Source organism: Streptomyces sp. NPDC058459 (assembly GCF_042721685.1).
In the GTDB taxonomy this organism is placed as follows: Bacteria; Actinomycetota; Actinomycetes; order Streptomycetales; family Streptomycetaceae; genus Streptomyces.
The window spans coordinates 1-26,723 of sequence record NZ_JBHXLV010000057.1 but is presented as its reverse complement, the minus strand read 5'-3'; the positions used below and the strand labels follow the sequence as shown (position 1 = coordinate 26,723).

General features: G+C 73.4%; 27 protein-coding genes and 1 riboswitch. Of the genes, 15 read left to right on the top strand and 12 right to left on the bottom strand.

Annotated elements, in window-relative coordinates; genetic code table 11:
* The first annotated feature begins 2 nt into the window (after nucleotides 1–2).
* Entirely contained in the window at nucleotides 3–1,190 is a 1,188-nt protein-coding gene (locus tag ACFWN1_RS13775; RefSeq protein ID WP_384360901.1) for a hypothetical protein, read from the top strand.
* Between the two features lie 3 nt (nucleotides 1,191–1,193).
* Here the strand turns inward: ACFWN1_RS13775 and ACFWN1_RS13770 are convergent, their stop codons facing one another.
* Nucleotides 1,194–2,429 carry a glycosyltransferase 87 family protein gene (locus ACFWN1_RS13770; protein WP_384360899.1) on the bottom strand — a complete coding sequence of 412 codons (1,236 nt, stop codon included), beginning with the start codon at nucleotides 2,427–2,429 and terminating at the stop codon, nucleotides 1,194–1,196.
* A 162-nt stretch (nucleotides 2,430–2,591) separates the two neighbouring features.
* Here ACFWN1_RS13770 and ACFWN1_RS13765 point away from each other — a divergent pair, with 162 nt between their 5' ends.
* Nucleotides 2,592–3,734, top strand: a complete 1,143-nt coding sequence (locus ACFWN1_RS13765; RefSeq protein WP_384360896.1) for a glycosyltransferase family 4 protein — start codon at nucleotides 2,592–2,594, stop codon at nucleotides 3,732–3,734.
* Between the two features lie 50 nt (nucleotides 3,735–3,784).
* On the opposite strand, the gene ACFWN1_RS13760 is transcribed toward ACFWN1_RS13765, so the two are convergent.
* Nucleotides 3,785–5,593: an AMP-dependent synthetase/ligase gene (locus ACFWN1_RS13760; protein ID WP_384360894.1), complete on the bottom strand. Its 1,809-nt coding sequence runs from the start codon at nucleotides 5,591–5,593 to the stop codon at nucleotides 3,785–3,787.
* 252 nt (nucleotides 5,594–5,845) lie between these two features.
* On the opposite strand from ACFWN1_RS13760, the gene ACFWN1_RS13755 reads away from it, so the two are divergent.
* The 6 genes from ACFWN1_RS13755 (at nucleotide 5,846) to ACFWN1_RS13730 (ending at nucleotide 10,815) form a co-directional block, all read left to right on the top strand.
* Complete coding sequence (locus tag ACFWN1_RS13755) at nucleotides 5,846–6,643, top strand: metallophosphoesterase (protein ID WP_384360890.1); 798 nt, start codon at nucleotides 5,846–5,848, stop codon at nucleotides 6,641–6,643.
* A gap of 100 nt (nucleotides 6,644–6,743) precedes the next feature.
* Complete coding sequence (locus tag ACFWN1_RS13750; RefSeq protein WP_384360887.1) at nucleotides 6,744–7,184, top strand: SRPBCC family protein; 441 nt, start codon at nucleotides 6,744–6,746, stop codon at nucleotides 7,182–7,184.
* A 49-nt stretch (nucleotides 7,185–7,233) separates the two neighbouring features.
* Nucleotides 7,234–8,406, top strand: a complete 1,173-nt coding sequence (locus ACFWN1_RS13745; protein WP_384360885.1) for an ArsA family ATPase — start codon at nucleotides 7,234–7,236, stop codon at nucleotides 8,404–8,406.
* A 56-nt stretch (nucleotides 8,407–8,462) separates the two neighbouring features.
* A complete protein-coding gene (locus ACFWN1_RS13740; RefSeq protein WP_384360882.1) occupies nucleotides 8,463–8,972 on the top strand; it encodes a DUF5304 domain-containing protein in 510 nt (169 codons plus the stop codon).
* Nucleotides 8,973–9,039: 67 nt separating this feature from the next.
* Nucleotides 9,040–9,993 (top strand): ROK family glucokinase, encoded by a 954-nt coding sequence (locus ACFWN1_RS13735; RefSeq protein ID WP_384360879.1) that lies wholly within the window; start codon nucleotides 9,040–9,042, stop codon nucleotides 9,991–9,993.
* A gap of 66 nt (nucleotides 9,994–10,059) precedes the next feature.
* A complete protein-coding gene (locus ACFWN1_RS13730) occupies nucleotides 10,060–10,815 on the top strand; it encodes an endonuclease/exonuclease/phosphatase family protein (RefSeq protein WP_384360877.1) in 756 nt (251 codons plus the stop codon).
* Nucleotides 10,816–10,818: 3 nt separating this feature from the next.
* Here ACFWN1_RS13730 and ACFWN1_RS13725 read toward each other — a convergent pair whose 3' ends face one another.
* Both ACFWN1_RS13725 and ACFWN1_RS13720 read right to left on the bottom strand, forming a co-directional pair.
* Nucleotides 10,819–11,439 carry a hypothetical protein gene (locus ACFWN1_RS13725; RefSeq protein WP_384360874.1) on the bottom strand — a complete coding sequence of 207 codons (621 nt, stop codon included), beginning with the start codon at nucleotides 11,437–11,439 and terminating at the stop codon, nucleotides 10,819–10,821.
* On the bottom strand, nucleotides 11,432–12,211 hold the full coding sequence (locus ACFWN1_RS13720; RefSeq protein ID WP_384360872.1) for an alpha/beta hydrolase: 780 nt from the start codon (nucleotides 12,209–12,211) through the stop codon (nucleotides 11,432–11,434). The genes ACFWN1_RS13725 and ACFWN1_RS13720 overlap by 8 nt, the downstream gene beginning before the upstream one ends.
* Nucleotides 12,212–12,366: 155 nt before the next feature.
* On the opposite strand from ACFWN1_RS13720, the gene ACFWN1_RS13715 reads away from it, so the two are divergent.
* From ACFWN1_RS13715 to ACFWN1_RS13700, 4 genes are all read left to right on the top strand, one after another.
* Nucleotides 12,367–13,110 (top strand): lysophospholipid acyltransferase family protein, encoded by a 744-nt coding sequence (locus ACFWN1_RS13715; RefSeq protein WP_384360870.1) that lies wholly within the window; start codon nucleotides 12,367–12,369, stop codon nucleotides 13,108–13,110.
* 52 nt (nucleotides 13,111–13,162) lie between these two features.
* Nucleotides 13,163–14,335, top strand: coding sequence for a MacS family sensor histidine kinase (gene macS / locus ACFWN1_RS13710; protein ID WP_384360868.1), 1,173 nt, complete (start codon nucleotides 13,163–13,165; stop codon nucleotides 14,333–14,335).
* Entirely contained in the window at nucleotides 14,332–15,006 is a 675-nt protein-coding gene (locus ACFWN1_RS13705) for a response regulator (RefSeq protein WP_384360865.1), read from the top strand. Before macS ends, ACFWN1_RS13705 begins: the two co-directional genes overlap by 4 nt.
* 108 nt (nucleotides 15,007–15,114) lie before the next feature.
* Nucleotides 15,115–16,143 (top strand): 6-phosphofructokinase, encoded by a 1,029-nt coding sequence (locus ACFWN1_RS13700; RefSeq protein ID WP_384360917.1) that lies wholly within the window; start codon nucleotides 15,115–15,117, stop codon nucleotides 16,141–16,143.
* Nucleotides 16,144–16,149: 6 nt separating this feature from the next.
* Here the strand turns inward: ACFWN1_RS13700 and ACFWN1_RS13695 are convergent, their stop codons facing one another.
* The gene (locus ACFWN1_RS13695; protein WP_384360862.1) at nucleotides 16,150–18,021 is read right to left on the bottom strand and encodes an anthranilate synthase family protein; all 1,872 of its coding nucleotides are present in this window, start codon (nucleotides 18,019–18,021) and stop codon (nucleotides 16,150–16,152) included.
* A 126-nt stretch (nucleotides 18,022–18,147) separates the two neighbouring features.
* The gene (locus tag ACFWN1_RS13690) at nucleotides 18,148–18,204 is read right to left on the bottom strand and encodes a trp operon leader peptide (protein WP_350749699.1); all 57 of its coding nucleotides are present in this window, start codon (nucleotides 18,202–18,204) and stop codon (nucleotides 18,148–18,150) included.
* A 122-nt stretch (nucleotides 18,205–18,326) separates the two neighbouring features.
* On the opposite strand from ACFWN1_RS13690, the gene ACFWN1_RS13685 reads away from it, so the two are divergent.
* Together ACFWN1_RS13685 and ACFWN1_RS13680 are read left to right on the top strand one after the other, a co-directional pair.
* Nucleotides 18,327–19,682, top strand: coding sequence for a class II 3-deoxy-7-phosphoheptulonate synthase (locus ACFWN1_RS13685; RefSeq protein ID WP_384360860.1), 1,356 nt, complete (start codon nucleotides 18,327–18,329; stop codon nucleotides 19,680–19,682).
* A 155-nt stretch (nucleotides 19,683–19,837) separates the two neighbouring features.
* Entirely contained in the window at nucleotides 19,838–20,089 is a 252-nt protein-coding gene (locus ACFWN1_RS13680) for a bacterioferritin-associated ferredoxin (RefSeq protein ID WP_384360858.1), read from the top strand.
* A 9-nt stretch (nucleotides 20,090–20,098) separates the two neighbouring features.
* On the opposite strand, the gene bfr is transcribed toward ACFWN1_RS13680, so the two are convergent.
* A complete protein-coding gene (bfr, locus tag ACFWN1_RS13675; protein WP_384360856.1) occupies nucleotides 20,099–20,593 on the bottom strand; it encodes a bacterioferritin in 495 nt (164 codons plus the stop codon).
* Between the two features lie 152 nt (nucleotides 20,594–20,745).
* On the opposite strand from bfr, the gene ACFWN1_RS13670 reads away from it, so the two are divergent.
* Complete coding sequence (locus tag ACFWN1_RS13670) at nucleotides 20,746–21,378, top strand: sulfite oxidase-like oxidoreductase (RefSeq protein ID WP_384360853.1); 633 nt, start codon at nucleotides 20,746–20,748, stop codon at nucleotides 21,376–21,378.
* Here the strand turns inward: ACFWN1_RS13670 and ACFWN1_RS13665 are convergent.
* The 5 genes from ACFWN1_RS13665 to thiO all read right to left on the bottom strand — a co-directional run bounded on the left by ACFWN1_RS13665 (nucleotide 21,375) and on the right by thiO (nucleotide 26,557).
* Complete coding sequence (locus ACFWN1_RS13665) at nucleotides 21,375–22,277, bottom strand: deoxyribonuclease IV (protein ID WP_384360851.1); 903 nt, start codon at nucleotides 22,275–22,277, stop codon at nucleotides 21,375–21,377. The two genes, ACFWN1_RS13670 and ACFWN1_RS13665, sit on opposite strands and share 4 nt — an antisense overlap.
* Nucleotides 22,278–22,334: 57 nt before the next feature.
* Nucleotides 22,335–24,290 (bottom strand): Stk1 family PASTA domain-containing Ser/Thr kinase, encoded by a 1,956-nt coding sequence (gene pknB, locus ACFWN1_RS13660; RefSeq protein WP_384360848.1) that lies wholly within the window; start codon nucleotides 24,288–24,290, stop codon nucleotides 22,335–22,337.
* A gap of 85 nt (nucleotides 24,291–24,375) precedes the next feature.
* Complete coding sequence (locus ACFWN1_RS13655; RefSeq protein WP_384360846.1) at nucleotides 24,376–25,173, bottom strand: thiazole synthase; 798 nt, start codon at nucleotides 25,171–25,173, stop codon at nucleotides 24,376–24,378.
* Between the two features lie 2 nt (nucleotides 25,174–25,175).
* On the bottom strand, nucleotides 25,176–25,376 hold the full coding sequence (gene thiS, locus ACFWN1_RS13650; RefSeq protein WP_030810212.1) for a sulfur carrier protein ThiS: 201 nt from the start codon (nucleotides 25,374–25,376) through the stop codon (nucleotides 25,176–25,178).
* Nucleotides 25,373–26,557 (bottom strand): glycine oxidase ThiO, encoded by a 1,185-nt coding sequence (gene thiO, locus ACFWN1_RS13645; protein WP_384360843.1) that lies wholly within the window; start codon nucleotides 26,555–26,557, stop codon nucleotides 25,373–25,375. Before thiO ends, thiS begins: the two co-directional genes overlap by 4 nt.
* A riboswitch (TPP riboswitch) is annotated at nucleotides 26,554–26,666 on the bottom strand. (Overlaps the previous gene by 4 nt.)
* Nucleotides 26,667–26,723 lie beyond the last annotated feature (57 nt).

Sequence of the window (26,723 nt, the reverse complement as noted above, 5' to 3'; positions counted from 1 at the left end):
GCGTGGCCGGCCGGAACAGCGCGAGGCGAAGAGCGGCGGCGGGACTCTGCCTGCTGCTCCTGCCGGCGTTCGCCGGGTGCGACCGCCCGGCGCCTGACACCGGCGCGCGGGCCGGGGTGCAGCGGGTGCTCGACCGCCGGGCGGCCGCCCTGCTCGGCCACGACGAGGGCGCGTACGCCACCACGGGCACCCGCACCCCCTACACCCGGCTCCGGGCCGTCCCGCTGGCCTCCTGGGCCTACCGGGTCACCGCGCTCGGCCGGGACGGCACCAGCGCGGACGCCGAACTGCGCTACCGGGTCGCCGGACAGGACACCGCCCCCGTCATCGCCCGCCGCACCCTCACCCTGAGCCACACCGCAGACGGCGGCTGGTACGTCACCGCCGAGGGGCCCGCGCACGGCGCCGGACAGCAACTGTGGGACCAGGGCACGGTCACCGCCGTCACCGGCGCGCACAGCCTGGTGCTGGGCACCGGGCAGCGCACCGCCGGACTGCGCGGCTACGCCCGGCTCGCCGACCGCGCCGTACCGGCGGTCTCCCGGGCCTGGGGCGCGCGCTGGGCCCGGCGGGTGGTCGTCCTGGTGCCCCGCTCGCTGGACGGCATGGCCGCGCTGCTCGGCGCGCCCGCCGCCCGGTACCGGGGCATCGCCGCCGTCACCACCGCCGAGACACCGGGCGCCGGCCGGGCCCCCGCGGACCGGGTGGTGGTCAACCCGGAGGCGTACGCCATCCTCGGTGACCTGGGCAGACAGGTCGTGCTCACCCATGAGACCACCCATGTGGCCACCCGCTCGGCGACCACCGCCGCCACCCCGCTCTGGCTGTCCGAGGGGTACGCGGACTGGACCGGCTACCTCGGCACCGGCCGCACCCCCGCCGAGGCCGCCCCCGAACTCACCCGCGCCGTCGCCGGCGGGCACCTCCCGGCCGCGCTCCCCGCCGACGAGGACTTCGGTTTCACCGGCGACCCGGCCGCCCTCGCCCGGTCCTACGAGTCCGGCTGGCTGGCCTGCCGGATGATCGCCGACCGCTGGGGCGAGGACCGGCTGCGCGCCTTCTACCGGGCCGTCGGCGCCCACCGCACCCGGGCGGGCGCGGTCGAGGGAGCGCTGAACAAGGTGCTGGACACCACCCCGCAGGAGTTCACCGCCCACTGGCAGGACTACGTCCGGGACCGACTGGGCTGAGCCTCAGGGCGAGACGGGCGACTCGTCCGCGCGGTCCGCCGCGGCGGGCGCGGACGAGCCCGGCACCGGGGACACGGTGGAGCGCCACAGGCGGCGGGCCGCCGCGAGGGAGGCGGCGACCAGCAGGCCGTTGCGGACGACCATCAGCGTCACGCCGTACCAGTCGCTCGTCACCACGTGGAGGAAGCCGAGCGGGAACTCCAGCACGGTGACCGGGGACGCCACCGCCACCATCAGCGCGGGTGCCGTCATCCGGGTCGCCCGGTGGGTGAGGCACACCGCCGCCAGCCCGGTCAGCCACACCAGGTACTGCGGGCTGATCACCCGGCTGGTCACCGTGAACAGCAGCACCGCAGTGAACGCGGCCTCGGGAAGCGTCAGTTGGTCGGTCCGCACCACCCGCAGCCGCCACAGCACCAGCCAGCCGAACACGGACCCGGTCAGCACCAGCGCGGCCGTGCTCACCACGTCGACGTACGGGCCGAGGAACTCGATCGAGCCGTAGTTCAGCAGCACCTGGCCCTCCCAGCCGAAGTGCCGGGCCACATGGAAGACCAGCGCGCCCAGCGACTCCACCTCGGTGCCCCGGTCCCGCTGGAACGTCAGGAAGGCGAAGGCGCCCGGCATCGACACCGCGAACACCGCCGCCAGCCCGGCCGCCGTCACCGCCGCCGACGCCCAAGGGCGGCGCCGGAAGGAGCCCGACAGCAGCAGCGCCGGCCACACCTTCACCATCGCCCCGAGCGCGGTCAGCAGCCCGAACGCGCGCGGATGCCGGGCGGCCACCAGCAGCGCGGCCGCGGCCAGGGCGGTCACCATCACGTCGTAGCGCGCGTACACCGTGGGCCCGAGCAGCGGGACGGCCGCCGTCCACAGCCAGGCGCCGCGCGGCGACCGGCCGGGCTCCCGGCCGTAGCGCACCAGCAGGGCGAGCACCGCGAGGTCGGCGAGGCAGCACAGGACGAAGAACGCGTGCGTGTAGTCCAGGAAGGGCAGCAGGCCGGGGGAGAGCACCGCCAGCGCCGCCGCCGGCGGGTACTGCCAGGTCACGTCATCCAGCGGAAACGTTCCCTGACGCAGGACCTCGTACCAGCCCCGGTAGGTCACCGACACGTCCGAGGTCACGTCCGGGCCCGCGACGGTGATCACCTTGAACGCGGTCAGCAGCAGGGCGGCGCGGGTCGCGCCCCACACCGCCGCGAGCCACGCGAGGGAGCGCCCGGCGCTCTTGGTGTCCACGTGATCCCCTGCCGTCCGGTCGTATTGTCTTGCGAGTGCGCGTACTTGTGGGTGTGCTGGTCGTGCGGGCCGAAGGACTCATGATGTCCTCTGCGGCCGGGCCGCTGCCACAGGCTCCGCCCGGCCCGGCCCCCGGCGGGCCACCCGGTAGGGTCGGCGGCGATGCACAAGACCCTGATCGTGACCAACGACTTCCCGCCCCGCCCCGGCGGCATCCAGGCGTTCCTGCACAACATGGCGCTGCGCCTGGACCCGGACCGGATCGTCGTGTACGCCTCCACCTGGAAGCGCGGCCGCGAGGGCGCCGAGGCCACCGCCGCCTTCGACGCCGGGCAGCCCTTCACCGTCGTACGCGACCGTACGACCATGCTGCTGCCCACCCCGGGGGCGACCCGGCGGGCGGTCGGGCTGCTGCGGGAGCACGGCTGCACGTCGGTGTGGTTCGGCGCGGCGGCGCCGCTCGGGCTGATGGCACCCGCCCTGCGCCGGGCAGGCGCCGGGCGGCTGGTGGCCACCACCCACGGTCATGAGGCGGGCTGGGCCCAACTGCCCGCCGCGCGCGGGCTGCTGAGCCGGATCGGCGAGTCCACCGACACGATCACCTACCTCGGCGAGTACACCCGGTCCCGGATCGCCGCCGCGCTCACTCCGGAAGCTGCTGGGCGCATGGTCCAACTGCCGCCCGGCGTGGACGAGAAGACCTTCCATCCCGGCTCCGGCGGTGACGAGGTGCGCGCCCGGCTCGGGCTCACCGGCCGGCCGGTCGTGGTGTGCGTCTCCCGGCTGGTGCCGAGGAAGGGCCAGGACACGCTGATCCGGGCCATGCCGCACATCCTCGCCGCCGAGCCGGACGCCGTGCTGCTCGTCGTGGGCGGCGGCCCCTACGAGGCCGGCCTGCGCCGGCTGGCCTCCGATACCGGCGTCGCGGACTCCGTACGGTTCACCGGCGCCGTGCCCTGGGCCGAACTGCCCGCGCACTACGGCGCCGGGGACGTGTTCGCCATGCCGTGCCGCACCCGGCGCGGCGGGCTGGACGTGGAGGGGCTCGGCATCGTCTACCTGGAGGCGTCCGCGACCGGGCTGCCCGTGGTCGCCGGTGACTCCGGCGGCGCCCCGGACGCCGTGCTGGACGGCGAGACCGGCTGGGTGGTCCGGGGCGGCGAACCCGCCGAGGCCGCCGAGCGGATCACCGCCCTCCTCGCCGACGAGGGCCTGCGCCGCCGCATGGGCGAGCGCGGGCGGAGTTGGGTCGAGGAGAACTGGCGCTGGGACCTGCTGGCCGAACGGCTGAAGGTGCTGCTCTGACGCGGCGGCGCCGGGGACGCCCCGGCGCCGCTCAGCTCTCGGACGGTTCGTCAGGAGGCGGTCTGCTTGGTGTAGAGGGCCTCGATGTCGGCCGCGTAGTCCTTCGTCACCACGTTCCGCTTCAGCTTCAGCGAGGGCGTCAGATGGCCCGACTCCTCGGTGAACTGGATCGGCAGGATACGGAACTTGCGCACCGACTCCGCCTTGGACACCGCCGCGTTGCCGTCGTCCACGGCCGCCTGGACCGCCGCGTTCAGCTCCGGGTCCTCGCGCAGCGAGGCCGCCGTGGAGTCCGCGGGCTTGCCGTGCTCCGCGGCCCAACGGCCCAGGAACTCCTCGTCGATGGTGACCAGCGCGCCCACGAACGGCCGCCCGTCGCCCACCACCATGCACTCCGCGACCAGCGCGTGCGCCCGGATACGGTCCTCGATCACCGCCGGGGCGACGTTCTTGCCACCCGCCGTGACGATGATCTCCTTCTTGCGGCCGGTGATCCGCAGATACCCGTCCTCGTCCAGGGTGCCGATGTCCCCGGTGTGGAACCAGCCGTCGGCCAGCGCCTCGGCGGTCGCGTCCGGGTTGTTCCAGTACTCCTTGAACAGGTGCTCGCCGTGCAGCAGCACCTCGCCGTCGTCCGCGATCCGCACGACCGAGCCGGGCAGCGGCTGGCCGACCGTGCCGATCTTCTGCCGGTCCCACGGGTTGAACGCCGTCGCCGCGCAGGACTCGGTCAGGCCGTAGCCCTCCAGCACCGAGAAGCCGATGCCCCGGAAGAAGTGGCCGAGCCGCTCGCCCAGCGGGGCACCGCCCGAGATCGCGAACTCGCCCCGGCCGCCGAGCACCGCCCGCAGCTTGCCGTAGACCAGCTTGTCGAAGACCTTGTGCGTCAGGCGCAGCTTCAGCGACGGGCCCGCCGGGGTGTCCAGCGCCTTGCTGTAGGCGATCGCGGTGTCCGTGGCCCTGTCGAAGATCGCGCCCTTGCCGTCGGCCTGCGCCTTGGCCCGCGCGGTGTTGTAGACCTTCTCGAAGACGCGCGGGACGCCCAGGATCATCGTCGGCTTGAAGGAGGCCAGCTCGTCGGTGAGGTTCTTGATGTCCGGGACGCAGCCCAGCTTGATCGGCGCCATCATCGGCGCGACCTGCACCAGCCGGCCGAAGACGTGCGCCAGCGGCAGGAACAGCAGCACCGAGCACTCACCGGTACGGAACAGCGGACGCAGCCGCTCCACGATGTTGCCGCACTCCGCGAAGAAGCTGCGGTGGGTCAGCACACAGCCCTTGGGGCGGCCGGTGGTGCCGCTGGTGTAGACGATGGTCGCCGGGTCGTCCGCCTTGGCGAGCGAGCCGCGCTCCGCGAGGGTCGCGTCCGACACGTCCTGGCCGAGCCGCGTCAGCTCCTCCAGGCCCCCGGCCTCGATCTGCCACACGTGCTTGAGCGCCGGCAGCGACTCGCGCACCGAGTCCACGGCGGCCGCGTGGCCGGCCAGCTCCACGAAGGCGGCGGTCGCACCCGAGTCGGACAGTATCCAGCGGACCTGCTCCGGCGAACTCGTCTCGTACACCGGCACGGTGACCGCGCCCGCGCTCCAGATGGCGAAGTCCAGCAGGGTCCACTCGTAGCGGGTGCGGGACATCAGGCCGACCCGGTCGCCCGGCTGCACCCCGGCGGCGATGATGCCCTTGGCGGCGGTGTGCACCTCGGCGAGGAACTGCCGTGCCGTCACGTCCTGCCAGGCGCCGCCCACCTTGCGCGCGATGACGGCGACGTCCGGGTGCTGGGCGGCGTTTCTGCGGACGATGTCCGTCAGATTGCCGTCGGCGGGGACCTCGTACAGAGCCGGAAGGCTGAACTCGCGCAAAACTGCTGCTCCTCAGGGCGGGTGCTCGGGGGGCCCGCCCACCGGGGGTGTTCTCCGGAGCACGACCGGACTGCCCGGACGTTACCCGTCGGTATGACCTCTGGGACAGGGGGTCCGTGCCAGATGTTCGCTGCGTCACACGGGATAAGCCGCTGGGGCGCACAGTAGTCCACCTCCTGACCGACGGGCGAGTAACCGCAGGCCAGGAGCGTCACTGTTCACGTACACCGCACACCTCTACCCTTGATCGCCATGGCTTCCACACCCGCTCGCGGTCCCCGGACCCGCGTACACGTGATCAGCGACGTGCACGGGAACGCCCGTGACCTCGCGCGAGCCGGGGAGGGCGCCGACGCGCTGATCTGCCTCGGCGACCTGGTGCTCTTCCTCGACTACGCCGACCACTCGCGCGGGATCTTCCCCGACCTGTTCGGCGAGGAGAACGCCGACCGGATCGTCGAGCTGCGCACCGCCCGCCGCTTCGAGGAGGCGCGCGCCCTCGGCCGGGAGCTGTGGGCCGGGGTCGGCACCGACCGGGACGCCGCGATCGAGCAGGCGGTGCGCCGCCAGTACGCCGAGATGTTCGCCGCCTTCCCCACCCCGACCTACGCCACCTACGGCAACGTCGACATCCCCCCGCTCTGGCCCGAGTACGCCGGACCCGGTACCACCGTGCTGGACGGCCAGCGGGTGGAGATCGGCGGCCGCGTCTTCGGCTTCGTCGGCGGAGGCCTGCGCACCCCGATGCGCACCCCGTACGAGATCGACGACGAGGAGTACGCGGCGAAGATCGAGGCCGTCGGCGAGGTGGACGTGCTGTGCACCCACATCCCGCCCGAGGTGCCCGAACTGGTCTACGACACCGTCGCCCGCCGCTTCGAGCGCGGCAGCCGCGCCCTGCTGGCCGCCATCCGGCGCACCAGGCCCCGCTACTCCCTGTTCGGCCACGTCCACCAGCCGCTCACCCGCCGGATGCGGATCGGAGCGACCGAGTGTGTGAACGTGGGGCACTTCGCCGGGACCGGAAAGCCGTGGGCGCTGGAGTGGTGACCGCGGCCCGGGGGCGGCGCGGTAGCCTTCACGCTGCACACACGTGCGCACCCCGCGCGTGACGACACGTTCTTCGGCCGCATCTGGAGGAGCCACGGCGATGGCGGAACACACCAGTTCGAGCATCACGATCGAGGCCGTCCCGGCCGACGTCATGGCGGTGATCGCCGACTTCTCCCGTTACCCGGACTGGACCGGCGAGGTGAAGGAGGCCGAGGTCCTGGAGACCGACGCCCAGGGCCGCGCCGAGGAGGTCCGCCTCGTCATGGACGCGGGCGCCATCAAGGACGACCAGACCCTCGCCTATACCTGGACCGGCGCGCACGAGGTCTCCTGGACCCTCGTGAAGTCCCAGATGCTCCGCTCCCTGGACGGCAGCTACCTGCTCAAGCCCGCGGGCGCCGGCGCCACCGAGGTCACCTACCGGCTCACGGTCGACGTCAAGATCCCCATGCTCGGCATGATCAAGCGCAAGGCCGAGAAGGTCATCATCGACCGCGCGCTGGCGGGCCTGAAGAAGCGCGTCGAGACGGGTTCCTGACACCGCGCCCCGCTCCGGCCGCGGCGAGGCTCCGTTACCGTTCAGCCTCATGCGTACCCTCCTGATCACCGGGCCGGGCGGCAGCGGCCGCACCAGCGTCGCCGCCGCCACCGGGCTCGCCGCCGCCCGCACCGGCGCCCGCGTGCTGGTGCTCGGCTCCGACCGGGCCGACACGCTCGGCGCGGCCCTGGGCACGGTGACGGGACCCACGCCCACCGAGGCCGCCGGGAACCTCACCGTGTGGCGCCCCGACGCGGGCGCCCGCTTCCGCGCGGACCTCACCGCCTTCCAGGACCGCGCCGCCACCGTCCTCGACCTGCTCGGCGCCTCCCGGCTGGACACCGAGGAGGTCACCCCGCTCCCCGGCGCCGGGGAACTCTCCCTGCTGCGCGCCCTGCGCGACGCCGCCCTCTCCGAGCGCTACGACCTGCTCGTGGTCGACCTCCCCCCGCTGCCGGACGCCCTCGGCCTGCTCGCCCTCCCCGGGGAACTCCGCCGCTACCTGCGCCGCCTCCTGCCGCCCGAGCGCCGGGCCGCCCGCGCCCTGCGCCCGGTCCTCGGCCGCCTCGCCGGGGTCCCCATGCCCGCCGACTGGCTCTACGAGACGGCCGCCCGCTGGGACCTCGAACTCGCCGCCGTCGAAGCGGTCCTCGCCGACCGGGGCACCACCGTCCGCCTGGTCGCCGAACCCGGCCCGGCCGGGGACGACGCCGTACGCACCGCCGGCCTCGGCCTCGCCCTGCACGGACTGCGGGCCGAGACCCTGATCGCCAACCGGGTCCTGCCCGAGTCCGCCGACGGCACCTGGCTCGCCGGCCCCTCCGCCCAGCAGCGCAAGACCCTCGCCGACTGGGCCGAGGCGTACGACGTGCACACCGTCCCCCACCTCGGCCGCGACCCGCGCGGCACCGACGACCTCACCGCCCTCGCCCCGCCCGGTGTCAACTCCGCGCCCGCCCCCGTCCGGTGGCCGGTCACCGACCGCCTGGCCGAGGACGGCACGCTCGTCTGGCACCTCCCGCTGCCCGGCGCCGTACGGGACGACCTCGACCTGATCCGGCGCGGCGACGAACTCGTGGTCACCGCCGGACCCTTCCACCGCATCGTCGCCCTGCCCTCCGCGCTGCGCCGCTGCACCGTCGCCGGGGCCGCCCTGACCGACGGCGAGCTGTGTGTCCGGTTCGCGCCCGACCCCACCCTGTGGCCCGGCACGGGACGGTGAACGCACTGCGCCGTTCGGGTAACGTCGAAGACGCGAACCGTAGTCAGGAGCCCGCCATGAGCGAAGAGCGTCCCGTACCCCAGCCCCCCGAGGAGCCCGAAGCTCCTGAAGCGCCGCGCGTGGGCGACGCCGACGCCTGGGCCACCGCCACCGCCGAGGACCTGGCCGCCGAGAAGGCCCGCCGCCGCGGCACCGACCCCCCGCCCCCCGGCACCGCCGCCGAGGAGCTGCGCCGGCTCATGGACACGGTGGCCGACAAACTCACCGGCCTGCGGTCCCCGCTGCTCGGCGCGGTCGCCGGGCCCGCCGCCCAGCAGGCGGTGCGTCAGGTGGTCCAGCAGGCAAGGGCCGCCGTCGAGCCGGTCGTCGAGCGCAACCCCCAGGTCTTCGACCACCTCGCCGCCGCCGGGAGCGAACTGCTCGCCGCCTACCGCTCGGCCGTCCAGGCCCAGGAGCGGCGCTGGACCACCGCCGCCCCCACCCCGCCCCCGGACGGCACCCCGCCGGCCGGCCGCCGCGACCCAGGTGAGGGCACCGGACCGGGCGAGCGCATCGACCTGGACTGACGGTCTGTCCCGGTGGGGCCTCGGGTACCGTTGGCCCCAGCGGGGCTCGACCGGAACTGAGGGATTCATGGGACTCACCATCGGCGTCGACATCGGCGGCACCAAGATCGCGGCCGGCGTGGTCGACGAGGAAGGCAGCATCCTCTCGACCTTCAAGGTGCCGACCCCGAGCACGCCCGGGGCCATCGTGGACGCCATCGCCTCCGCCGTGGAGGGCGCGCGTGCCGGACACGACATCGTCGGCGTGGGCATCGGCGCGGCCGGCTATGTGAACCGGCAGCGTTCGACCGTGTACTTCGCGCCCAACATCGACTGGCGCCAGGAGCCGCTCAAGGAGAAGGTCCAGGCCCGCGTGGGCCTCCCGGTCGTCGTGGAGAACGACGCCAACGCGGCCGCCTGGGGCGAGTACAGGTTCGGCGCCGGCAAGGGTCACCGCAACGTCATCTGCATCACGCTCGGTACCGGCCTGGGCGGCGGCATCATCATCGGCAACAAGCTGCGCCGGGGTCACTTCGGCGTGGCCGCCGAGTTCGGCCACATCCGGATGGTGCCGGACGGCCTGCTGTGCGGCTGCGGCTCGCAGGGCTGCTGGGAGCAGTACGCCTCCGGCCGCGCCCTGGTCCGCTACGCCAAGCAGCGCGCCAACGCCACCCCGGAGAACGCCGAGATCCTGCTCGGCCTCGGCGACGGCACGCCCGACGGCATCGAGGGCAAGCACATCTCGGTGGCCGCCCGCCAGGGCGACCCGGTCGCCGTGGACTCCTACCGCGAGCTGGCCCGCTGGGCGGGCGCCGGCCTCGCTGACCTGGCCTCGCTGTTCGACCCGTCCGCGTTCATCGTGGGCGGCGGCCTCTCGGACGAGGGCGAGCTGGTCCTCGACCCGATCCGCAAGTCGTACAAGCGCTGGCTGGTCGGCGGCAACTGGCGCCCGGTCGCCGACGTCATCGCCGCCCAGCTCGGCAACAAGGCCGGCCTGGTGGGCGCGGCCGACCTGGCGAGGGAGCCGGACCCGGTCATGTAGCTCGGACGAGTGCACCGACTTCAGGGGCGCGGGGAAAGATCCCCGCGCCCCGAGTAGGTTGATCACATGCCAACCCCGTTCCCCAACTCCCGTACGGAGTCAGACGGTTCCGCGGTCATCAGGGTCCTCAGCTACAACGTCCGCTCGCTGAGGGACGACACCCGGGCCCTGGCGAGGATCATCGGCGCCTGCGCCCCCGACGTGCTCCTCCTCCAGGAGGCCCCCCGCTTCTTCCGCTGGCGCAAGAAGCTGGCCCGCCTCGCCAAGGCCACCGACCTGGTCTACCTCACCGGCGGAGCCCCCGCGGCCGGCCCCGCCATCCTCTGCTCCCTGCGGGCCACGGTCGAGCACACCGAGGACGTCCTGCTGCCCCTCACCCCGGGCCAGCACCGAAGGGGCCTCGCCACCGCGGTCGTCCGCTTCGGCAAGGCCCGCGCGGGGCTCGTCTGCTGCCACCTCGGGCTCCAGCGGGCCGAGCGGCAGGCGCAGAGCGGCCTGCTGCTGGACCGCCTCGCCGCACTGGGCGTGCCGCACGCCGTGGTCGGCGGCGACCTGAACGAGGGCCCCGCCGGCCCCGCCTTCACCCTGCTCGCCGGCGCCCTCCAGGACGGCGCGGCCGTCGCCCCCCGGGGCGGTACGGACACCTTCCCCGCCCGAGCCCCCGGCCGCCGTATCGACGCCGTCCTCGCCACCGAGGGCATCGAGGTGCTGGCCTGCGGGGTGCCCGCCGACCTGCCCGGTGTCACCGGGAGCGACCTTAGGGCGGCCACGGACCACCTCCCGGTCCTGGCCGCCCTCAGAATCCCGGCGAGCACGCAGTAGGGCTCAGACGACGGCCCCCCGGCCGGGGTCGTCGCCGTCGTCGTCGTCCGTGCCCATCCGCGCCACCAGGGTGACGAAGCCGCCGAGGAAGCCGCCGATGGAGAGCGTCGTCAGCCACCAGGTCATCTCCCAGCCCAGCAGCACGGCGAGCAGCAGCAGGACCGGGCCGCCGACCACTCCCAGCCAGGCGAACTTGGCCGTGGTGTCGGCGTCCGGCAGCGGCGGCGGCTCGGGCGGTACGAAGTGGCCCTCGCCGTCGTCGCCGTACTCGGAGTCGTCGGAGTCCCCGGCCGCTTCGGACGGCTCGGCCGGGGAGTGGTCACGGGGGCCGACCCCGGGTGCGAAGGTGACCGAGCTGCCCAGCGGGCGCACCGGCACCGGCTTCGCCGCGCCCCCGTCCTTGTCCCCCGTTTCGTTCCTCGTCTCGTCCCCCGCCCCGTCCGGCTCGGGGTCCTTCTCCGGCAGGGCGAGATCCTCGACGGACCGGAAGGGCCTGGAGCCCGGCGGGTCCGGCGGCTCGTCGCCGTACCCCGCGACGATGGCGCGCCAGACGGCGTCCTCGTCGAAGGGCACGCCCGGTTCGTCCGGCTCGCGGCCTTCGCGGTCGGAGTCGTGCTCAGCCAACGGGGGCCGTCCCTTCCTCGCCGACACGGGGTGCGAGCCGGCCGATGAAGGCGAGGCTCTCCTCGACGATCCGGTCCGCGTCATGGTCCAACGTCGCCACGTGGTAACTCTGTTCCAGCACGCTCTCGGTCACGTCCGTGGAGGACACCCGGCTCAGCACCCGCGCCGAGTCCGCCGCCGGGACCACATGGTCCACGGCGCTGCGCAGCAGCAGCAACGGCTGGGTGACCTGCGGCAGCTCACCGTCGACCAGGCGCAGGAACTGCCGCAGGGAGTGCGCCGCGTGCAGCGGGACCCGGTCGTAGCCCAGCTCCGTGGTGGCGTCCTTGGCGATGTCGCTGGCGATGCCCTTCGTCGAGCGCACCAGGTGCCGGACCACGGGCAGCGCGTGCGCGGCGAGTCCGTGCAACCGGTTCGCCGGGTTGACGACGACCACTCCGGCGACGCGCTCGCCGTGCCGGGCCGCCAGCCGCAGCGCCAGCGCGCCGCCCATCGACAGCCCCGCGACGAACACCCGCTCGCAGCGCTCGGAGAGCTGCCACAGCTCGCGGTCGAGGTGCGCGTACCAGTCCTGCCAGCCGGTGGCCCGCAGGTCCTCCCAGCGGGTGCCGTGGCCGGGCAGCAGGGGCAGCGACACCGACAGCCCGTGCGCGGCGAGGTGCTCCGCCCACGGGCGCAGCGACTGGGGCGAGCCGGTGAAGCCGTGGCAGAGGAGGACGCCCACCTCTCCGCCGTCATGGCGGTACGGCTCGGCTCCGGGAATGACCGGCACCTTCGGGCTCCTGTTCCGGTATGGGGACGTATGGGGAGTGCGGTACTGGGGACCTGCTTCACCGTACGCGACCGCACCGCCACCGACCAGGGTCGTCGGCGCCATCGGTGGCGGTCCGGGTTAAGGTCTGTTCGACGGAAACGGGAGGCACGCGGGTGTTGTACGGCACGATGAAGGTTGCCATCGGGGGGCCGCTCAAGGTCGCCTTCAGACCCTGGGTCGAGGGGCTGGAGAACATCCCGGCCGAGGGGCCCGCGATCCTGGCGAGCAATCACCTGTCCTTCTCCGACTCGTTCTTCCTGCCCGTGATGCTGGACCGCAAGGTCACCTTCATCGCCAAGGCCGAGTACTTCACCACCCCCGGAGTCAAGGGACGGCTGACGGCCGCCTTCTTCAAGAGCGTGGGTCAGCTCCCCGTCGACCGCTCCGGCGCGCGCGGTGCGGGCGAGGCCGCGATCAAGAGCGGCATAGACGTGCTGAAGCGCGGTGAGCTGTTCGGCATCTACCCCGAGGGCACCCGCTCGCCGGACGGCCGGCTCTACCGGGGCAAGCCCGGCGGTCTGGCCCGCGTGGCGCTGGCCACCGGGGCGCCGGTCATCCCGGTGGCGATGATCGACACCGAGAAGATCCAGCCGCCCGGCAAGGTGATGCCGAAGCTGATGCGGCCCGGCATCCGGATCGGCGAGCCGCTGGACTTCAGCCGCTACGAGGGCATGGACCACGACCGGTTCGTGCTGCGGGCGGTGACCGACGAGGTCATGTACGAGATCATGAAGCTCTCCGGCCAGGAGTACGTCGACATCTACGCGACCGCCGCGAAGCGGCAACTGGCGGAGGCGGCCAAGGCGGCGAAGGAAGCCGGCAAGGCCGAGAAGGAGACGGAGAGGACCGGGGCGTAGCGGACCCGGTCCGGGGGAGGCGGGGGGCGCCGTGGCCAGGGGTGGGCAAACGATGCGGATGTCGGTGGAGCTGCCGCTGTGGCGCGCGCTCACCGGCTACCGCGTCCTGACGATGCTGTACGCCATCGGCCTGGGCGCCACCGCCTACGGCCACTTCGTCCGCCCCTGGCTGGCCCTCGCCTACTACGCCCTGCTGGCCGCCTGGACGCTCACCACCCTGACCCGGGTGACCGGCGCGGCCCGCTGCACCCGGCGCTTCCTCGCGGCCGACCTGGCCGTGGCCGTCCTCGGCATCCTGCTCACCCCCCTCGCCGACGACCCGCAACGCATCGCGGACGGCGGTCCCACCCTGCCGTCGATATGGACGGCAGGCGCGGTGCTGGCCTTCGCCCTGAAGGGCGGCTGGCGCTGGGCGGCCGGCGCCTCCACGGCGGTCGCCGTGGCCAACCTGGTCGAGCGGGGCGCCCCGGCGCGGGACACCGTGCACAACGTGATCCTGGTCTGGGTCGCCGCCATCGCCATCGGTTACGTGGTCGAGGTCGCCCGCGCCTCCGAGCGCACCCTCGCCCGCGCCCTGGAGATCGAGGCCGCCACCCGTGAGCGGGAGCGCCTCGCCCGGGACATCCACGACAGCGTGCTCCAGGTACTGGCCATGGTGCAGCGGCGCGGCGCGGTCATCGGCGGTGAGGCGGCCGAGCTGGGCCGGCTCGCCGGGGACCAGGAGATCGCCCTGCGCACCCTGGTCTCCGGCGGCATGCTCCCCGCCGCCCGCACCCCGATGGGCCCGGTGCCCGACGGTGACGGCCCGCTCGACCTGCGCACGCTGCTCGCCCCGTACGCCGGGCACCGGGTGAGCTTGGCCGAACCGGGCGCCCCGGTCCCGCTGGACCCGGCCGCCGCGCGGGAGCTGGCGGCCGCCGTCGGTGCCGCCCTGGAGAACGTGCGCCGGCACGCGGGCGAGGAAGCGCGCGCCTGGATTCTGGTCGAGGACGAGCCCGGCGCGGTCATCGTCACCGTCCGCGACGACGGTCCCGGCATCCCCGAGGGCCGGCTCGCCCTGGCCGAGGGCGAGGGCAGGCTCGGGGTGGCCCAGTCGATCCGGGGACGGCTGCGCGACCTCGGCGGCAGCGCGGAGGTGATCTCCGTGCCCGGACAGGGCACCGAGGTCGAGTTGAAGGTACCGAAGAGCGCCCGGCGGGTGCGGGGGAAGGCGGAACGGCGATGAGCGAGCGGGACCCGATCAAGGTGATGGTGGTCGACGACCACCCCATGTGGCGCGACGCGGTCGCCCGCGACCTCGCCGAGTCCGGGCTGCACGTCGTGGCCACCGCGGGCGACGGCGAGCAGGCGGTGCGCCGGGCCAGGGCCGCCGCCCCCGACGTGCTGGTGCTCGACCTCAACCTGCCCGCCAAGCCCGGGGTGCAGGTCTGCAAGGAACTCATCGCCCACAACCCGGCCCTGCGCGTCCTGGTGCTCTCCGCCAGCGGCGAGCACGCCGATGTGCTGGAGGCCGTGAAGTCGGGCGCCACCGGCTATCTGCTGAAGTCGGCCTCCACCGGCGAACTGCTGGACGCGGTCCGCCGTACTGCCGCGGGGGACCCGGTGTTCACCCCGGGCCTCGCCGGACTGGTCCTCGGCGAGTACCGGCGGCTGGCCGCCGAGCCCGCGCCCGCGCCGGAGGCCGGCGCGCCGGGCGCGCCCCGGCTCACCGACCGGGAGACCGAGGTGCTGCGCCTGGTCGCCAAGGGGCTGAGCTACAAGCAGATCGCGGAACGCCTGGTCATCTCGCACCGCACGGTCCAGAACCACGTCCAGAACACCCTCGGCAAGCTCCAGCTGCACAACCGGGTGGAGCTGGTGCGGTACGCGATCGAGCGCGGCCTGGACGACGACTGACCCCTGCCCGCGCCCGCTGATTCACCGGATTCGCCCTTCCCACCTCGTTGTGTGACCTGTATCACCATTACCGTGGCTGAGTCGGTCATCGCGGCGAAGGGACGGACCATGCGCGTCGGAGTACTGACCGGAGGCGGCGACTGCCCGGGGCTCAACGCCGTCATCCGGGCCGTCGTCCGCAAGGGCGTCCAGGAGTACGGCTACGACTTCACCGGCTTCCGGGACGGCTGGCGCGGCCCCCTCGAAGGCCGCACCGTCCCGCTGGACGTCCCCGCCGTGCGCGGCATCCTCCCGCGCGGCGGCACCATCCTCGGCTCCTCGCGCACCAACCCGCTCCAGGCCGAGGACGGGGTGCGCCGGGTCCGGGAGAACCTCGCCGCACAGGGCATCGACGCGCTGATCGCCATCGGCGGCGAGGACACCCTCGGCGTCGCGGCCACGCTGTACGAGGAACACGGCGTGCCCTGTGTGGGCGTGCCCAAGACCATCGACAACGACCTGTCCGGCACCGACTACACCTTCGGCTTCGACACCGCCGTCAACATCGCCACCGAGGCCATCGACCGGCTGCACACCACCGCCGAGTCCCACATGCGGGTCCTGGTCTGCGAGGTGATGGGCCGGCACGCGGGCTGGATCGCGCTGCACTCCGGGCTCGCCGGGGGCGCCAACGTCATCCTCATCCCCGAGCACCGCTTCGACCTGGAGGAGGTGTGCGGCTGGATCACCTCCCGCTTCGAGGCGGCGTACGCCCCGATCGTCGTCGTCGCGGAGGGTGCGATGCCACGCGAGGGTGAGATGGTGCTCAAGGACGAGTCGCACGACTCCTTCGGGCACGTCCGGCTGTCCGGGGTGGGGGAGTGGCTGGCCAAGCAGATCGAGAAGCGCACCGGCAAGGAGGCCCGCACCACCGTGCTCGGGCACGTCCAGCGCGGCGGCACCCCGAGCGCCTTCGACCGCTGGCTCGCCACCCGCTTCGGGCTGCACGCCGTCGACTGCGTCCACGACGGCGACTTCGGCAAGATGGTCGCCCTCCGGGGCACCCGCGTCGAGCGCATCCCGATCTCCGAGGCGACCGCCGAACTGAAGACGGTCGACCCGGAGCTGTACGCGGAGGCCGGGGTGTTCTTCGGCTGACGCTCGCTACGAGCCCGTGCGCGCCGTCAGCAGCCCGGAGATCAACTCCCGCACCAGATCAGCGCCGTTGACGGTAAGCACCGACTCCGGATGGAACTGCACCGACGCGAACCGGCCGGAGCGCAGCGCGTGCACCTCGCCGTCCGGCGTACGGCTCACCTCCACGCCGAGCGCGGCCAGCCCCCGCGCGGCCTCGTCGTCGCAGCGGGCCGTGAAGCTGTTGTAGAAGCCGACCGTCTCCGCCCGCCCGAACAGGTCGATCACGGTCTGCGCCCCCTGGTACGGCACCCGCTTGCGGACGATGCCGAGACCCAGCTCCGCCGCGATCAGCTCGTGCCCCAGGCACACCCCGAGCACCCCCTGCCGGTGCTCGCGCAGCACGGTGGCCGTCAGCTCCCGCAGCCGCCGCATCTTCGGGTCGGCCGCGTCCGAGGGGTCGCCGGGGCCGGGACCCAGCACCACCGGACCCTGGTGCGCCCGCACCGCGCCGGTCAGCCCCGGGTCGTCGAAGCGCCGTACGGTCACCTCCAGGCCGCCCGAGCGCAGCATGTGCGCCAGCATCGCGGTGAACGTGTCCTCGCCGTCGACGACCAGCGCGTGCGCGCCCAGCGGGGCGGCCGGCTCCCGCATCCGCAGCCAGAACGGCGCCAGTGCCGAGCGGCGGCCGTCCAGCGCGGCCCGCACCCTCGGGTCGTCAGCCAGCCGGGGCCGCTGCCGCTCCTCGCGCGGCCGGGCCGGGCGCACCCCGAGCGCGGCCAGCACACCCGCCGCCTTGGCGTGGGTCTCGGCCACCTCGCCGGCCGGGTCCGAGCCGCGCACCAGCGTCGCGCCCACCGGCACCTTCAGGTGCCCGCCGGCCGAGATGTCGGCGGTGCGGATCAGGATGGGGGAGTCCAGGGTGGGGGCGCCCCCGGCGTCCCGGCCGAGCAGGGCCAGCGCGCCCGCGTAGTAGCCGCGTCCGGTGGGCTCGTACCGCTCGATCACCCGGCAGGCGTTCTGCACCGGGGAGCCGGTGACGGTCGCCGCGAACATGGTCTCGCGCAGCACGTCCCGGACGTCCAGCGAGGTCTTCCCGCGCAGTTCGTACTCGGTGTGCGCGAGGTGTGCCATCTCCTTCAGACGCGGGCCGATCACCACTCCGCCCCGGTCGCCGACGGTGCACATCATCTTCAGTTCCTCGTCGACCACCATGGACAGCTCCTCGGTCTCCTTGGCGTCGGCGAGGAACTCCAGCAGCTGTTCCGGGGTCGGCCCCCCGGCCGGATAGCGGTACGTCCCGCTGATCGGGTTCATCATCACCGTGCCGCCCGACATGCGCACATGGACCTCCGGGCCGGCCCCCACCAGCGTCCGGTCCCCGGTGTGCACCACGAACGTCCAGTACGCGCCCCGCTCGCCCGCCAGCAGACGCCGGAACAGCGCCAGCGCGTCGGCCCGGGAGAAGCCCGGGATCTCGCCCTGGTACGTCCGCCGGATCACGAAGTTGGCGCCCTCACCCCGCCCGATCTCCTCGCGCAGCACCCGGCCGACGATCTCCTCGTACTCCGCGTCGGGCACGTCGAACCCGCCGTCCTCCACCCGTACCGGGTGCGCGGGCAGCGTCTCCAGCGCCCGCGCGAGCGGGACCTCGCGGGACTCCTCGGGGTGCAGCACCAGCAGCGGGGTGCCGTCGTCGCGGACGTCGAAGCCGCGCTCGCGGAGCTGCCGGAACGGGATCAGCGCCAGCCCCTCGTCCGGCAGTCCGGCCAGCTCGTCGTGGGCGGTGACCGGGCCGAGCAGCACCTCCACCGAGGAGGCGTCGCGGCCGGGGGTACGGCGGTGCAGCAGGGCGAAGGGGCGGCCGTCGTCGGCGAGACGGGCCAGGTCGGGCTGGTTCATGGGGGTCCTCTTGCGTCGGGCGGTCCGGAAAGCGGGACGACGGACGCCGGTCGTGGGACGGACCCCGGAAACACCGAAGGCCGCCCCTCGGGCGGCCTTCGCGGAAGTCTCGGTAGTGCGCGCGAATCAGTGGGCCGCCGGAAGAGCGGTCCACCACCAGTTCTGGATCTGCTGCGCGAACATGGCGCCGACCCTACCGCACCGGCCCGGCCCGGCGCGGGGCAAAGCGTCCACGGAGCAGTCACCCCGTCTCATCTTTCGAGCGGGGCCGGGAGCACGGGTTGCGACCCCGTAGTGTTGGAAGGGTGACCGTGAACGCTGATTCCCGAGCCGTGGCCGCCGAGGCGACCTGGCGAGACCTGCCCGCGGCGCAGCAGCCCGAATACCCGGATACCGAGGCTCTGCGCGAAGTGATCGCGGAGCTGTCGAGCTATCCGCCCCTCGTCTTCGCCGGCGAGTGCGACCAGCTGCGCGCCCGGCTGGCGTCCGTCGCCAAGGGCGAGGCGTTCCTGCTCCAGGGCGGCGACTGCGCCGAGTCCTTCGACGGGGTGGGCGCCGAGCAGATCCGGGCCAAGGTCAAGACGATCCTGCAGATGGGCGCCGTGCTGACGTACGCCGCGTCCGTGCCGGTGGTCAAGGTCGGCCGGATCGCGGGCCAGTACTCCAAGCCCCGCTCCAAGCCCACCGAGACCCGCGACGGCGTGACCCTGCCGGTGTACCGGGGCGACTCCGTCAACGGCTTCGACTTCACCGAGAAGAGCCGCTACCCGGACCCCGAGCGGCTGAAGCGGATGTACCACGCCTCCGCCTCCACGCTGAACCTGGTCCGCGCCTTCACCACCGGTGGCTACGCCGACCTGCGCCAGGTGCACGCCTGGAACCAGGACTTCGTGAAGTCCTCCCCCTCCGGCCAGCGCTACGAGCAGCTCGCCCGGGAGATCGACCAGGCGCTGAACTTCATGCGGGCCTGCGGCGCGGAGCCGGAGGAGTTCAAGACCGTCGAGTTCTACTCCTCGCACGAGGCGCTGCTGCTGGACTACGAGTCGGCGCTGACCCGCGTCGACTCCCGCACCGGCAGGCTGTACGACGTCTCCGGGCACATGGTGTGGGTCGGTGAGCGCACCCGGCAGCTGGACGGCGCGCACATCGAGTTCGCGTCCAAGATCCGCAACCCGATCGGCATCAAGCTCGGCCCGACCACCACGGCCGAGGACGCGCTGCGCTACATCGACCGTCTCGACCCCGACCGGGAGCCTGGCCGGCTGACCTTCATCGTCCGGATGGGCGCCGACAAGATCCGCGACCGGCTGCCCGAGCTGGTGGAGAAGGTCACCGCGTCCGGCGCGACGGTGGTCTGGGTGACCGACCCGATGCACGGCAACACCTTCGAGGCGGCCTCCGGGCACAAGACCCGCCGCTTCGACGACGTGCTGGACGAGGTCAAGGGCTTCTTCGAGGTCCACAAGGGCCTGGGCACCCACCCCGGCGGCATCCATGTGGAGCTGACCGGCGACGACGTCACCGAGTGCGTGGGCGGCGGCGACGAGATCCTCGTCGACGACCTGCACCAGCGCTACGAGACGGCCTGCGACCCCCGGCTCAACCGCAGCCAGTCGCTGGACCTGGCGTTCCTGGTCGCGGAGATGTACCGGGACCAGTGAGGCCGAAGCTGCCTGAGGCGTGAAGTGGGGCGCGGATCACATGCGATCCGCGCCCTTCCGTCTTCCTGCTTCCCGACCGCCAGGTTAGGTTAGGTTTGCCTCACCGAAATCCGGCGACGGCGGTGACACGGCGATCGTGCCGGGAGGTGAACAGGGTGTTCGTCTGCAGTTGCTTCGGCATCACCGAGCAGCAGGTCAAGCAGCATGCCGAGGACGGCGCCTGCACCCCGCGCCAGATCGCCTCCGCCTGCAAGGCGGGCACCGACTGCGGCGGTTGTGTCCGCCGCATCCAGGCCCTGCTGGGCCGGGGCGCCTGCCCCCGCCGGGACCAGATCGCCCGGCGTCCGCCGGTCCTGGCCGCCTCCGCCGCCGAAGCACCCGTACGGCGGCTGGGCGACGCCGCCTGACGGCACGGCTCAGCCGCCCGCCACGTCGGGCTGGACCTGCTCGATCACCGTCGAGAGGTAGAGCGACTCGCCCAGCTTCTCGACCAGGTCGAGCTGGGTCTCCAGGTAGTCGATGTGCAGCTCCTCGTCGGCGAGGATCGCCTCGAAGACATTGGCCGAGGTGATGTCGCCCTTGGCCCGCATGATCTCCACGCCCCGGCGCAGCCGGTCGATGGCCTCGACCTCCAGCTGCCGGTCCGCCCGGAACATCTCGGTCACCGTCTGGCCGACCGAGACATGGAAGAGCCGCTGGTAGTTGGGCAGGCCGTCGAGCATCAGGATGCGGTCGGTCAGGGACTCCGCGTGCCGCATCTCGTCGAAGGACTCGGCCCTCGTGTACTGGGCGAGCTTCGTCCACCCCTTGTGGTCCTGGAGCTTGGCGTGCAGGAAGTACTGGTTGATCGCGGTCAGCTCGGCGGTGAGCTGTTCGTTGAGCAGCTCGATGACCTCGGGGTCGCCTGACATCGGGATGGGCTCCTTCCGGACATTCCTGGCAGATCCTGCCGCATGATCCCATCGGCGCCCCGAGCCGTCCAGTAAGCGCGTACTTAGTAGGTTATGCCGGAAATGTACCAATGCTGGTCGGGTGACCTCGGCGGGTCTGTCAGGATGGAGTCATGGGTCATCCGGTGGAACGCGCGTCTGGGACGGGGGCAGCGGCAGATCTTCCGCCGGGGCAGCGGCTCCAGCGCGGCTGGCCGGTCACGCACTACGGACCTGTGCCCAAGTTCCGCCCCGAGCGCTGGGACTTCCGGGTCTTCGGCGCCACCGCCGACGGCGACAAGCGGTCCTGGACCCACGAGGAGTTCACCGCTCTGCCGTACGCCACCGTCGTGGCGGATCTGCACTGCGTGACGAAGTTCAGCATGCTCGGCGCCGAATGGGGCGGTGTGCCCGCCCGCGCGCTCCTGGAGCTGGCCCCGCCCGCGCCCGACGTCACCCATGTGATGGTGTGGGCCGAGTACGGCTTCAGCGCCAACCTCCGGCTTGCCGACTTCGCCGGCGACGGCACGATCTTCGCCTTCCACAAGGACGGCGAACTCCTCACCGCCGAACACGGTTTCCCGGCCCGCCTGGTCGTCCCGCACCTGTACGCCTGGAAGGGCCCCAAGTGGGTCCGGGGCGTGGAGTACATGACCACCGACCGCAGGGGCTTCTGGGAGCAGCGCGGCTACCACAACGTGGGCGACCCCTGGAAGGAACAGCGCTACTCCTACCAGGAGGAACCCGGTGACGGTCCCGAGGTCTAGCCGTCCCTGAGGCGCTTCAGCCGGGCCACGTCCGCAGCGTGGCCCTCCTTGCCGCCCGGGGTCTCGATGACCAGCGGGACGCCCGCCGTGGCCGGATGAGCCATCAGGGCGCGGAACGGCTCCTCGCCGATGTGTCCCGAGCCGATGTTCTCGTGGCGGTCCTTGTGCGCGCCCGCCACGTCCTTGGAGTCATTGGCGTGGATCAGCTTCAGCCGTCCCTCGCCTACGGTCTCCACCAGCAGGTCCAGGGTCTGCCGCATGCCGTCCGGGCCGGTCAGGTCGTGCCCGGCGGCGTGGATGTGGCAGGTGTCCAGGCAGACCCCGAGCTTGGGATGGGCGTCCAGCGCCTCGAAGTACGGGCCGAAGTCCCAGGTCCGCGAGCACAGCGAGGAACCCTGCCCGGCCGTCGACTCCAGCAGCAGGAACGGGTCGTCGTCGTGCGTCAGCTCGTCCAGCAGCGGCAGCAGCTGCTCGCGCACCTGCTTCAGCGCCACCCCGCGCGGGCGCCCGCCGGTCGCGCTGCCCGTGTGCACGACCACCCCGAGCGCCCCTGTGTCCCGCCCGCGCCGCAGGGAGTGCCGCAGTGACCGGACCGACCGCTCCACGGTCGCCTCGGTGTGCGAGCCGAAGTTGATGAGGTAGGGCGCGTGCACGTACGCCGGTATCGACTCCGCCGCACAGGCCGCCCGGAACGCCTCGTCCTGGGCCGGGTTCCCGGCCGGCGTGGCCCAGCCGCGCGGGTTGGCCACGAAGACCTGCACGGTCTCCGCCTTCAGCTCACGGGCGTACGGCAGTCCCGTCGTGTGCAGCCCGCCGGCCACCGGCACATGCGCGCCGACGGGGTTGCGGAGGGCACCGGGGACGGTGCGGGGAGCGGCGGCGGACGGCTGGAGTGTCACCCGTTCAGGGTGTCACGCCGTACCGCGCGCCCGGACCGGCAGCCGCGGTGAGAGCGGTCACCGGATGGTGATGGTGACCTTCGAGCCCTTGGGCGCCTCGTCGCCGCCCTGCACCGACTGCTCCTTCACCTTGTCGCCGAACAGCCCCAGCAGACCCCGCTCCTCGTGGACCTCGAACCCCGCCGCCTCCAGCTTCCGGTGCGCGTCGTCCACGCTCGACCCGACCACGTCCGGGACCTCGACCAGCTCCGGGCCCTTGGACAGGGTCAGCGTCACGGTGTCGCCCTCGGCGCCCGAGCCGCCCGCCTCCGGCGACTGGAAGGCGACCTGGCCCCTGTCGTGGTCGGAGGTCACGCGCTCGGTGGCGACCTTCACCTTCAGCCCGGCGTCGGTCAGCTCCTGGCGGGCGCTCTCCACGTCCTCGCCGCCGACGTCCGGGATGCCGACCGGGGCGCCCTTGCTGACGACCAGCGCGACCGCCGAACCGGCGTGCAGCTCGGCGCCCGCCTCCGGCGTCGTACCGGTCACCGAACCCCGGTCGACCTCGTCGCTGAACTCGCGGGTGACCATGCCGGGCTCCAGACCGGCCGACTTCAGCCGCGCCCGTGCCGCCTCCAGGGACTGGCCCGCCACCCTGGGCACGGAGACCGTGCGCGGGCCGAGCGAGATGGTGAGCCCGACCGAGGCGTTGCCCCGGACCCGGGAGCCGGCCGCCGGGTCGGTGCTGATGACCGTGCCCCGGTCCACGGTGTCGCTGTAGGCCCGCATCACGTCGCCCACGTCCAGCCCCGCCGACCTCAGCCGCTGCTCGGCCTCGTCCTGGGTCCGCGACAGCACCGGCGGCACCTTGGTGAACTGGCCCGAGTTGATGTACCAGACCCCGCCGCCGACGCCGAGGACCACCAGCACCGCCAGCAGCAGCGTCAGCAGCCCGCGCCGGGGCCTGGACCGTGACCCGCCTCGCCGGGTCCGGGTCCTGGTCCGGGTGGGCGGCGGCTCGATGCCGGTCGTGTGCAGCACGCTCGTCACATCGCGGCCGTCCTCGCCGTGACCGCCGACCGGGAGCGGCCGGAGCATCGTCATGGCACGCGGCAGCACGCTCGTACGGTCACCCGCGTTGTCGTGGGCGCTCGACAGGGCCTGCGGGGGCAGCGCGTCGAGCTGCTCCTCGGTGAGGGTGCCGCGCACCCGCAGCACCTCGCCGAGCAGCGCGGCCGCGTCCGCGGGGCGCGGGGCCGGAGTGCGGGCGGTGGCGGCGGCGACCAGCCCGTCCAGCTCGCGGGCCAGGCCCGGCACCAGCGCCGAGGGCGGGGGCACGTCGTCGTTGAGGTGCTTGTAGATCACCTGTGCGGGGGAGTCCCCGGAGTGGGGCTTGGCGCCGGTCAGCATCTCGTAGAGCACGACACCGCAGGCGTACACGTCCACGCGCGGGTCGGCGGTGCCCTGCTCGATCTGCTCCGGGGCCAGGTAGGAGACGGTGCCGAGGACCGTGCCGGTGGTGCTGGTGACCGTGTCGACCGAGCGCACCAGGCCGAAGTCGGCGACCTTGACCCGGCCGTCGTCCCCGATCAGCACGTTCTCCGGCTTCATGTCCCGGTGCACGAACCCGGCCCGGTGGGCCGCGCCCAGCGCCGCGAGCACCGGCTCCAGGATGTCGAGCGCTGCCCTCGGCCGCAGCGCGCCCCGCTCCCGCAGCACGTCCCGCAGGGTGCAGCCGGCGACGTACTCCATCGCCAGATACACGTAACCGCTGTCGGTGCCCTGGTCGAAGACCTGCACCACGTTCGGGTGGGAGAGCCGGGCGACCGACTTCGCCTCGCGGATGAACCGGTCGACGAAGGAGCCGTCGGCGGCCAGCGCGGGGTGCATCACCTTGAGCGCCAGGACCCGGTCCAGCCGGATGTCCAGGGCCCGGTAGACGGTCGCCATCCCGCCGACGGCGATCCGCGCCTCGACGCGATAGCGGCCGTCGAGCACCTGGCCGAGGAGGGGGTCCGAGAGGGTCGTGTCCACGCGGGCGAGTCTACGAGGGGTGCGCGGGAGCGGCGCCCGCTGCGCCGTCCGGGTGAGCGACCGCAGCAGAGCTGTGACGGTCCCGCTAAGTGAACGCCGGGCGCTCCGGATCGAGGTCCGCGCGCCCCCCGGCGGGCGACGACGCCCGCGCGAAACGGCGGCGCGGGATGCGTCCGGCCCGCCGCGCCAGGTACCCCGCGCGCACGGCGTGCCGCATGGCCGTGGCCATCGTCTCGGGGTCCTGCGCACGGGTGACGGCCGAGGCGAGCATCACAGCCGCGCACCCCAGCTCCATCGCCAGCGCCACGTCGGACGCCGTCCCGGCACCGGCGTCCAGGATCACCGGCACGTACGACTGCTCCATGATCAGCTCGAAGTTGTGCGGGTTGCGGATGCCCAGCCCGGAGCCGATCGGGGAACCCAGCGGCATCACGGCAGCGCATCCCACGTCCTGGAGCCTGCGGGCCAGCACCGGGTCGTCGTTGGTGTACGGCAGTACGGTGAAGCCGTCGTCGACCAGCGTCTCGGCCGCGTCCAGCGTCTCCACCGGGTCCGGCAGCAGGGTCCGCTCGTCGGCCACCACCTCCAGCTTCACCAGGTCGGTGCCGAGCGCCTCGCGGGCCAGCCGGGCGGTCAGCACCGCCTCCCCGGCGGTGAAGCAGCCCGCCGTGTTGGGCAGCACCCGGATGCCGAGCTTCTCCAGCACCGACAGCACCGAGCCGTGCGCGCCGGGGTCGACCCGGCGCATCGCGACCGTGGTCAGTCCGGTGCCGGACGCGATCAGCGAGCGCTCCAGGACGTCCAGGCTGGGGGCGCCGCCGGTGCCCATGATCAGCCGGGAGTCCAGCGTCAGGTCGCCTAGGACCAGGGGATCGGTGGTCATGGTCAACCTCCCTGCACGGCGGTGAGGACCTCGACCCGGTCGCCCTCGGCGAGGCCGGTCTCGGCCCACCGGGTGCGCGGGACCACGGTCTCGTTGACGGCGGCGGCCACCCCGGAGGGCGCCGGGGTGAGGACGCGGACGACGGCGTCCAGTGCGGTGCCCGGCGCCACCTCGCGGCGCTCGCCGTTGACGGAGATGTTCATGCGAAGGGCTCCAGGGTGGGGGAGGGGACGGCAAAGCGGCGTGGCGAGAACGGACGGGCCACCTCGGGCAGGCCCGCGCCGCACAGCACGTCGGCCATGACGTCCCCGGTGACGGGCGTGAGCAGCACGCCGTTGCGGAAGTGCCCGGTGGCCAGCAGCAGGCCGTCGAGCCCGGACGGGCCGAGCAGCGGGGCGTTGTCGGGGGAGCCGGGGCGCAGTCCGGCCAGGGTCTCGGTGAGCGGCAGCTCGGTGATGCCGGGCACCAGCTCGTGGGCGTCGCGCAGCAGCTCGTACACCCCGCCCGCCGTCACCGTGGTGTCGTGGCCCAGCTCCTCGCTGGTCGCGCCGATCACCAGCTCGCCGTTCTCGCGCGGCACCAGGTACACCGGCCCGCCGCGCACCACGGCCCGCACGGTACGGCTCAGGAACGGCCGGTACCGGGGCGGCACGGTCAGCCGCAGCACCTGCCCCTTCACCGGGCGCACCGGCGGTACGAGCGCCTCGGGCACCCCCTCCAGCCGTCCGCTCAGGCAGCCGCCCGCCAGCACCACCTGACCGGCGGCCAGCGCCGTGCCGTCCGCCGTGGTGACTCCGGTGGCCCGGTCCCCGGCGGTGTCGAGCCGCGCGGCCCAGGAGCGGTGGAGGACCACCCCGGCCCGCTCGCACGCGGTCAGCAGCGCGGCCGCCAGCCGCCGGGGGTCGATCTGATGGTCGCCGTCCGCCCGCAGCCCGCCGCGCACCCCGGGCGCCAGCATCGGCTCCAGCCGCCGGCACTCCCGCCCGGACAGCCACCGGGAGTCCAGCCCGCAGCGCAGCTGCAGCTCGTGCACCTCGCGGAGCTGGGCGCGGTCGTCGGTGTCGAAGGCGACGGCCAGCGTGCCCGAGCGGCGGTAGCCCAGATCGTGGCCGGTGGCCTCGGCCAGCTCGGCGGCGAAGTTGGGATAGCGGCGCGCGGAGGCCAAGTTGAGGGCGAGCAGCCCCTCCTCGCCGTGGTGCAGCTCGGTGACCGCGGCCAGCATCCCGGCCGCGACCCGCGCCGCACCGCCGCCGGGCTCGGGGTCCACCACGGCCGCGCCGAGCCCCCGCCCGGCCGCGCGCCAGGCGGTGACCAGGCCGATGATCCCGCCCCCGACGACGAGGACGTCCGGGGCACCGGATTGTTCGGACGTACGTGACGGCATGGGCGTCTCGCCCCTCCCTTCGCCGGCATGACCCGGATCAGGTTCGTACGGTCGGAGGCCGCCAGCCTCCCTCTCAGCCCGGTGCGTCCGGGCTCCCGCGAGTGCAGTTGCATCGGCCAGCCTAGCCGCCCGCCCGGCCCGCGGGTAAGGAAGCACACCCCTTCCC

Coding starts and splice junctions, on each gene's coding strand:
- ACFWN1_RS13670 (WP_384360853.1), top strand. CDS start 20,746: ATGGGTCATCCGGTGGAACGCGCGTCTGGGACGGGGGCAGCGGCAGAT.
- ACFWN1_RS13695 (WP_384360862.1), bottom strand. CDS start 18,021: ATGAACCAGCCCGACCTGGCCCGTCTCGCCGACGACGGCCGCCCCTTC.
- thiO (WP_384360843.1), bottom strand. CDS start 26,557: ATGCCGTCACGTACGTCCGAACAATCCGGTGCCCCGGACGTCCTCGTC.
- ACFWN1_RS13745 (WP_384360885.1), top strand. CDS start 7,234: ATGCGTACCCTCCTGATCACCGGGCCGGGCGGCAGCGGCCGCACCAGC.
- ACFWN1_RS13740 (WP_384360882.1), top strand. CDS start 8,463: ATGAGCGAAGAGCGTCCCGTACCCCAGCCCCCCGAGGAGCCCGAAGCT.
- ACFWN1_RS13655 (WP_384360846.1), bottom strand. CDS start 25,173: ATGACCACCGATCCCCTGGTCCTAGGCGACCTGACGCTGGACTCCCGG.
- thiS (WP_030810212.1), bottom strand. CDS start 25,376: ATGAACATCTCCGTCAACGGCGAGCGCCGCGAGGTGGCGCCGGGCACC.
- ACFWN1_RS13755 (WP_384360890.1), top strand. CDS start 5,846: ATGGCTTCCACACCCGCTCGCGGTCCCCGGACCCGCGTACACGTGATC.
- ACFWN1_RS13700 (WP_384360917.1), top strand. CDS start 15,115: ATGCGCGTCGGAGTACTGACCGGAGGCGGCGACTGCCCGGGGCTCAAC.
- bfr (WP_384360856.1), bottom strand. CDS start 20,593: ATGTCAGGCGACCCCGAGGTCATCGAGCTGCTCAACGAACAGCTCACC.
- ACFWN1_RS13735 (WP_384360879.1), top strand. CDS start 9,040: ATGGGACTCACCATCGGCGTCGACATCGGCGGCACCAAGATCGCGGCC.
- macS (WP_384360868.1), top strand. CDS start 13,163: ATGCGGATGTCGGTGGAGCTGCCGCTGTGGCGCGCGCTCACCGGCTAC.
- ACFWN1_RS13750 (WP_384360887.1), top strand. CDS start 6,744: ATGGCGGAACACACCAGTTCGAGCATCACGATCGAGGCCGTCCCGGCC.
- ACFWN1_RS13765 (WP_384360896.1), top strand. CDS start 2,592: ATGCACAAGACCCTGATCGTGACCAACGACTTCCCGCCCCGCCCCGGC.
- ACFWN1_RS13730 (WP_384360877.1), top strand. CDS start 10,060: ATGCCAACCCCGTTCCCCAACTCCCGTACGGAGTCAGACGGTTCCGCG.
- ACFWN1_RS13705 (WP_384360865.1), top strand. CDS start 14,332: ATGAGCGAGCGGGACCCGATCAAGGTGATGGTGGTCGACGACCACCCC.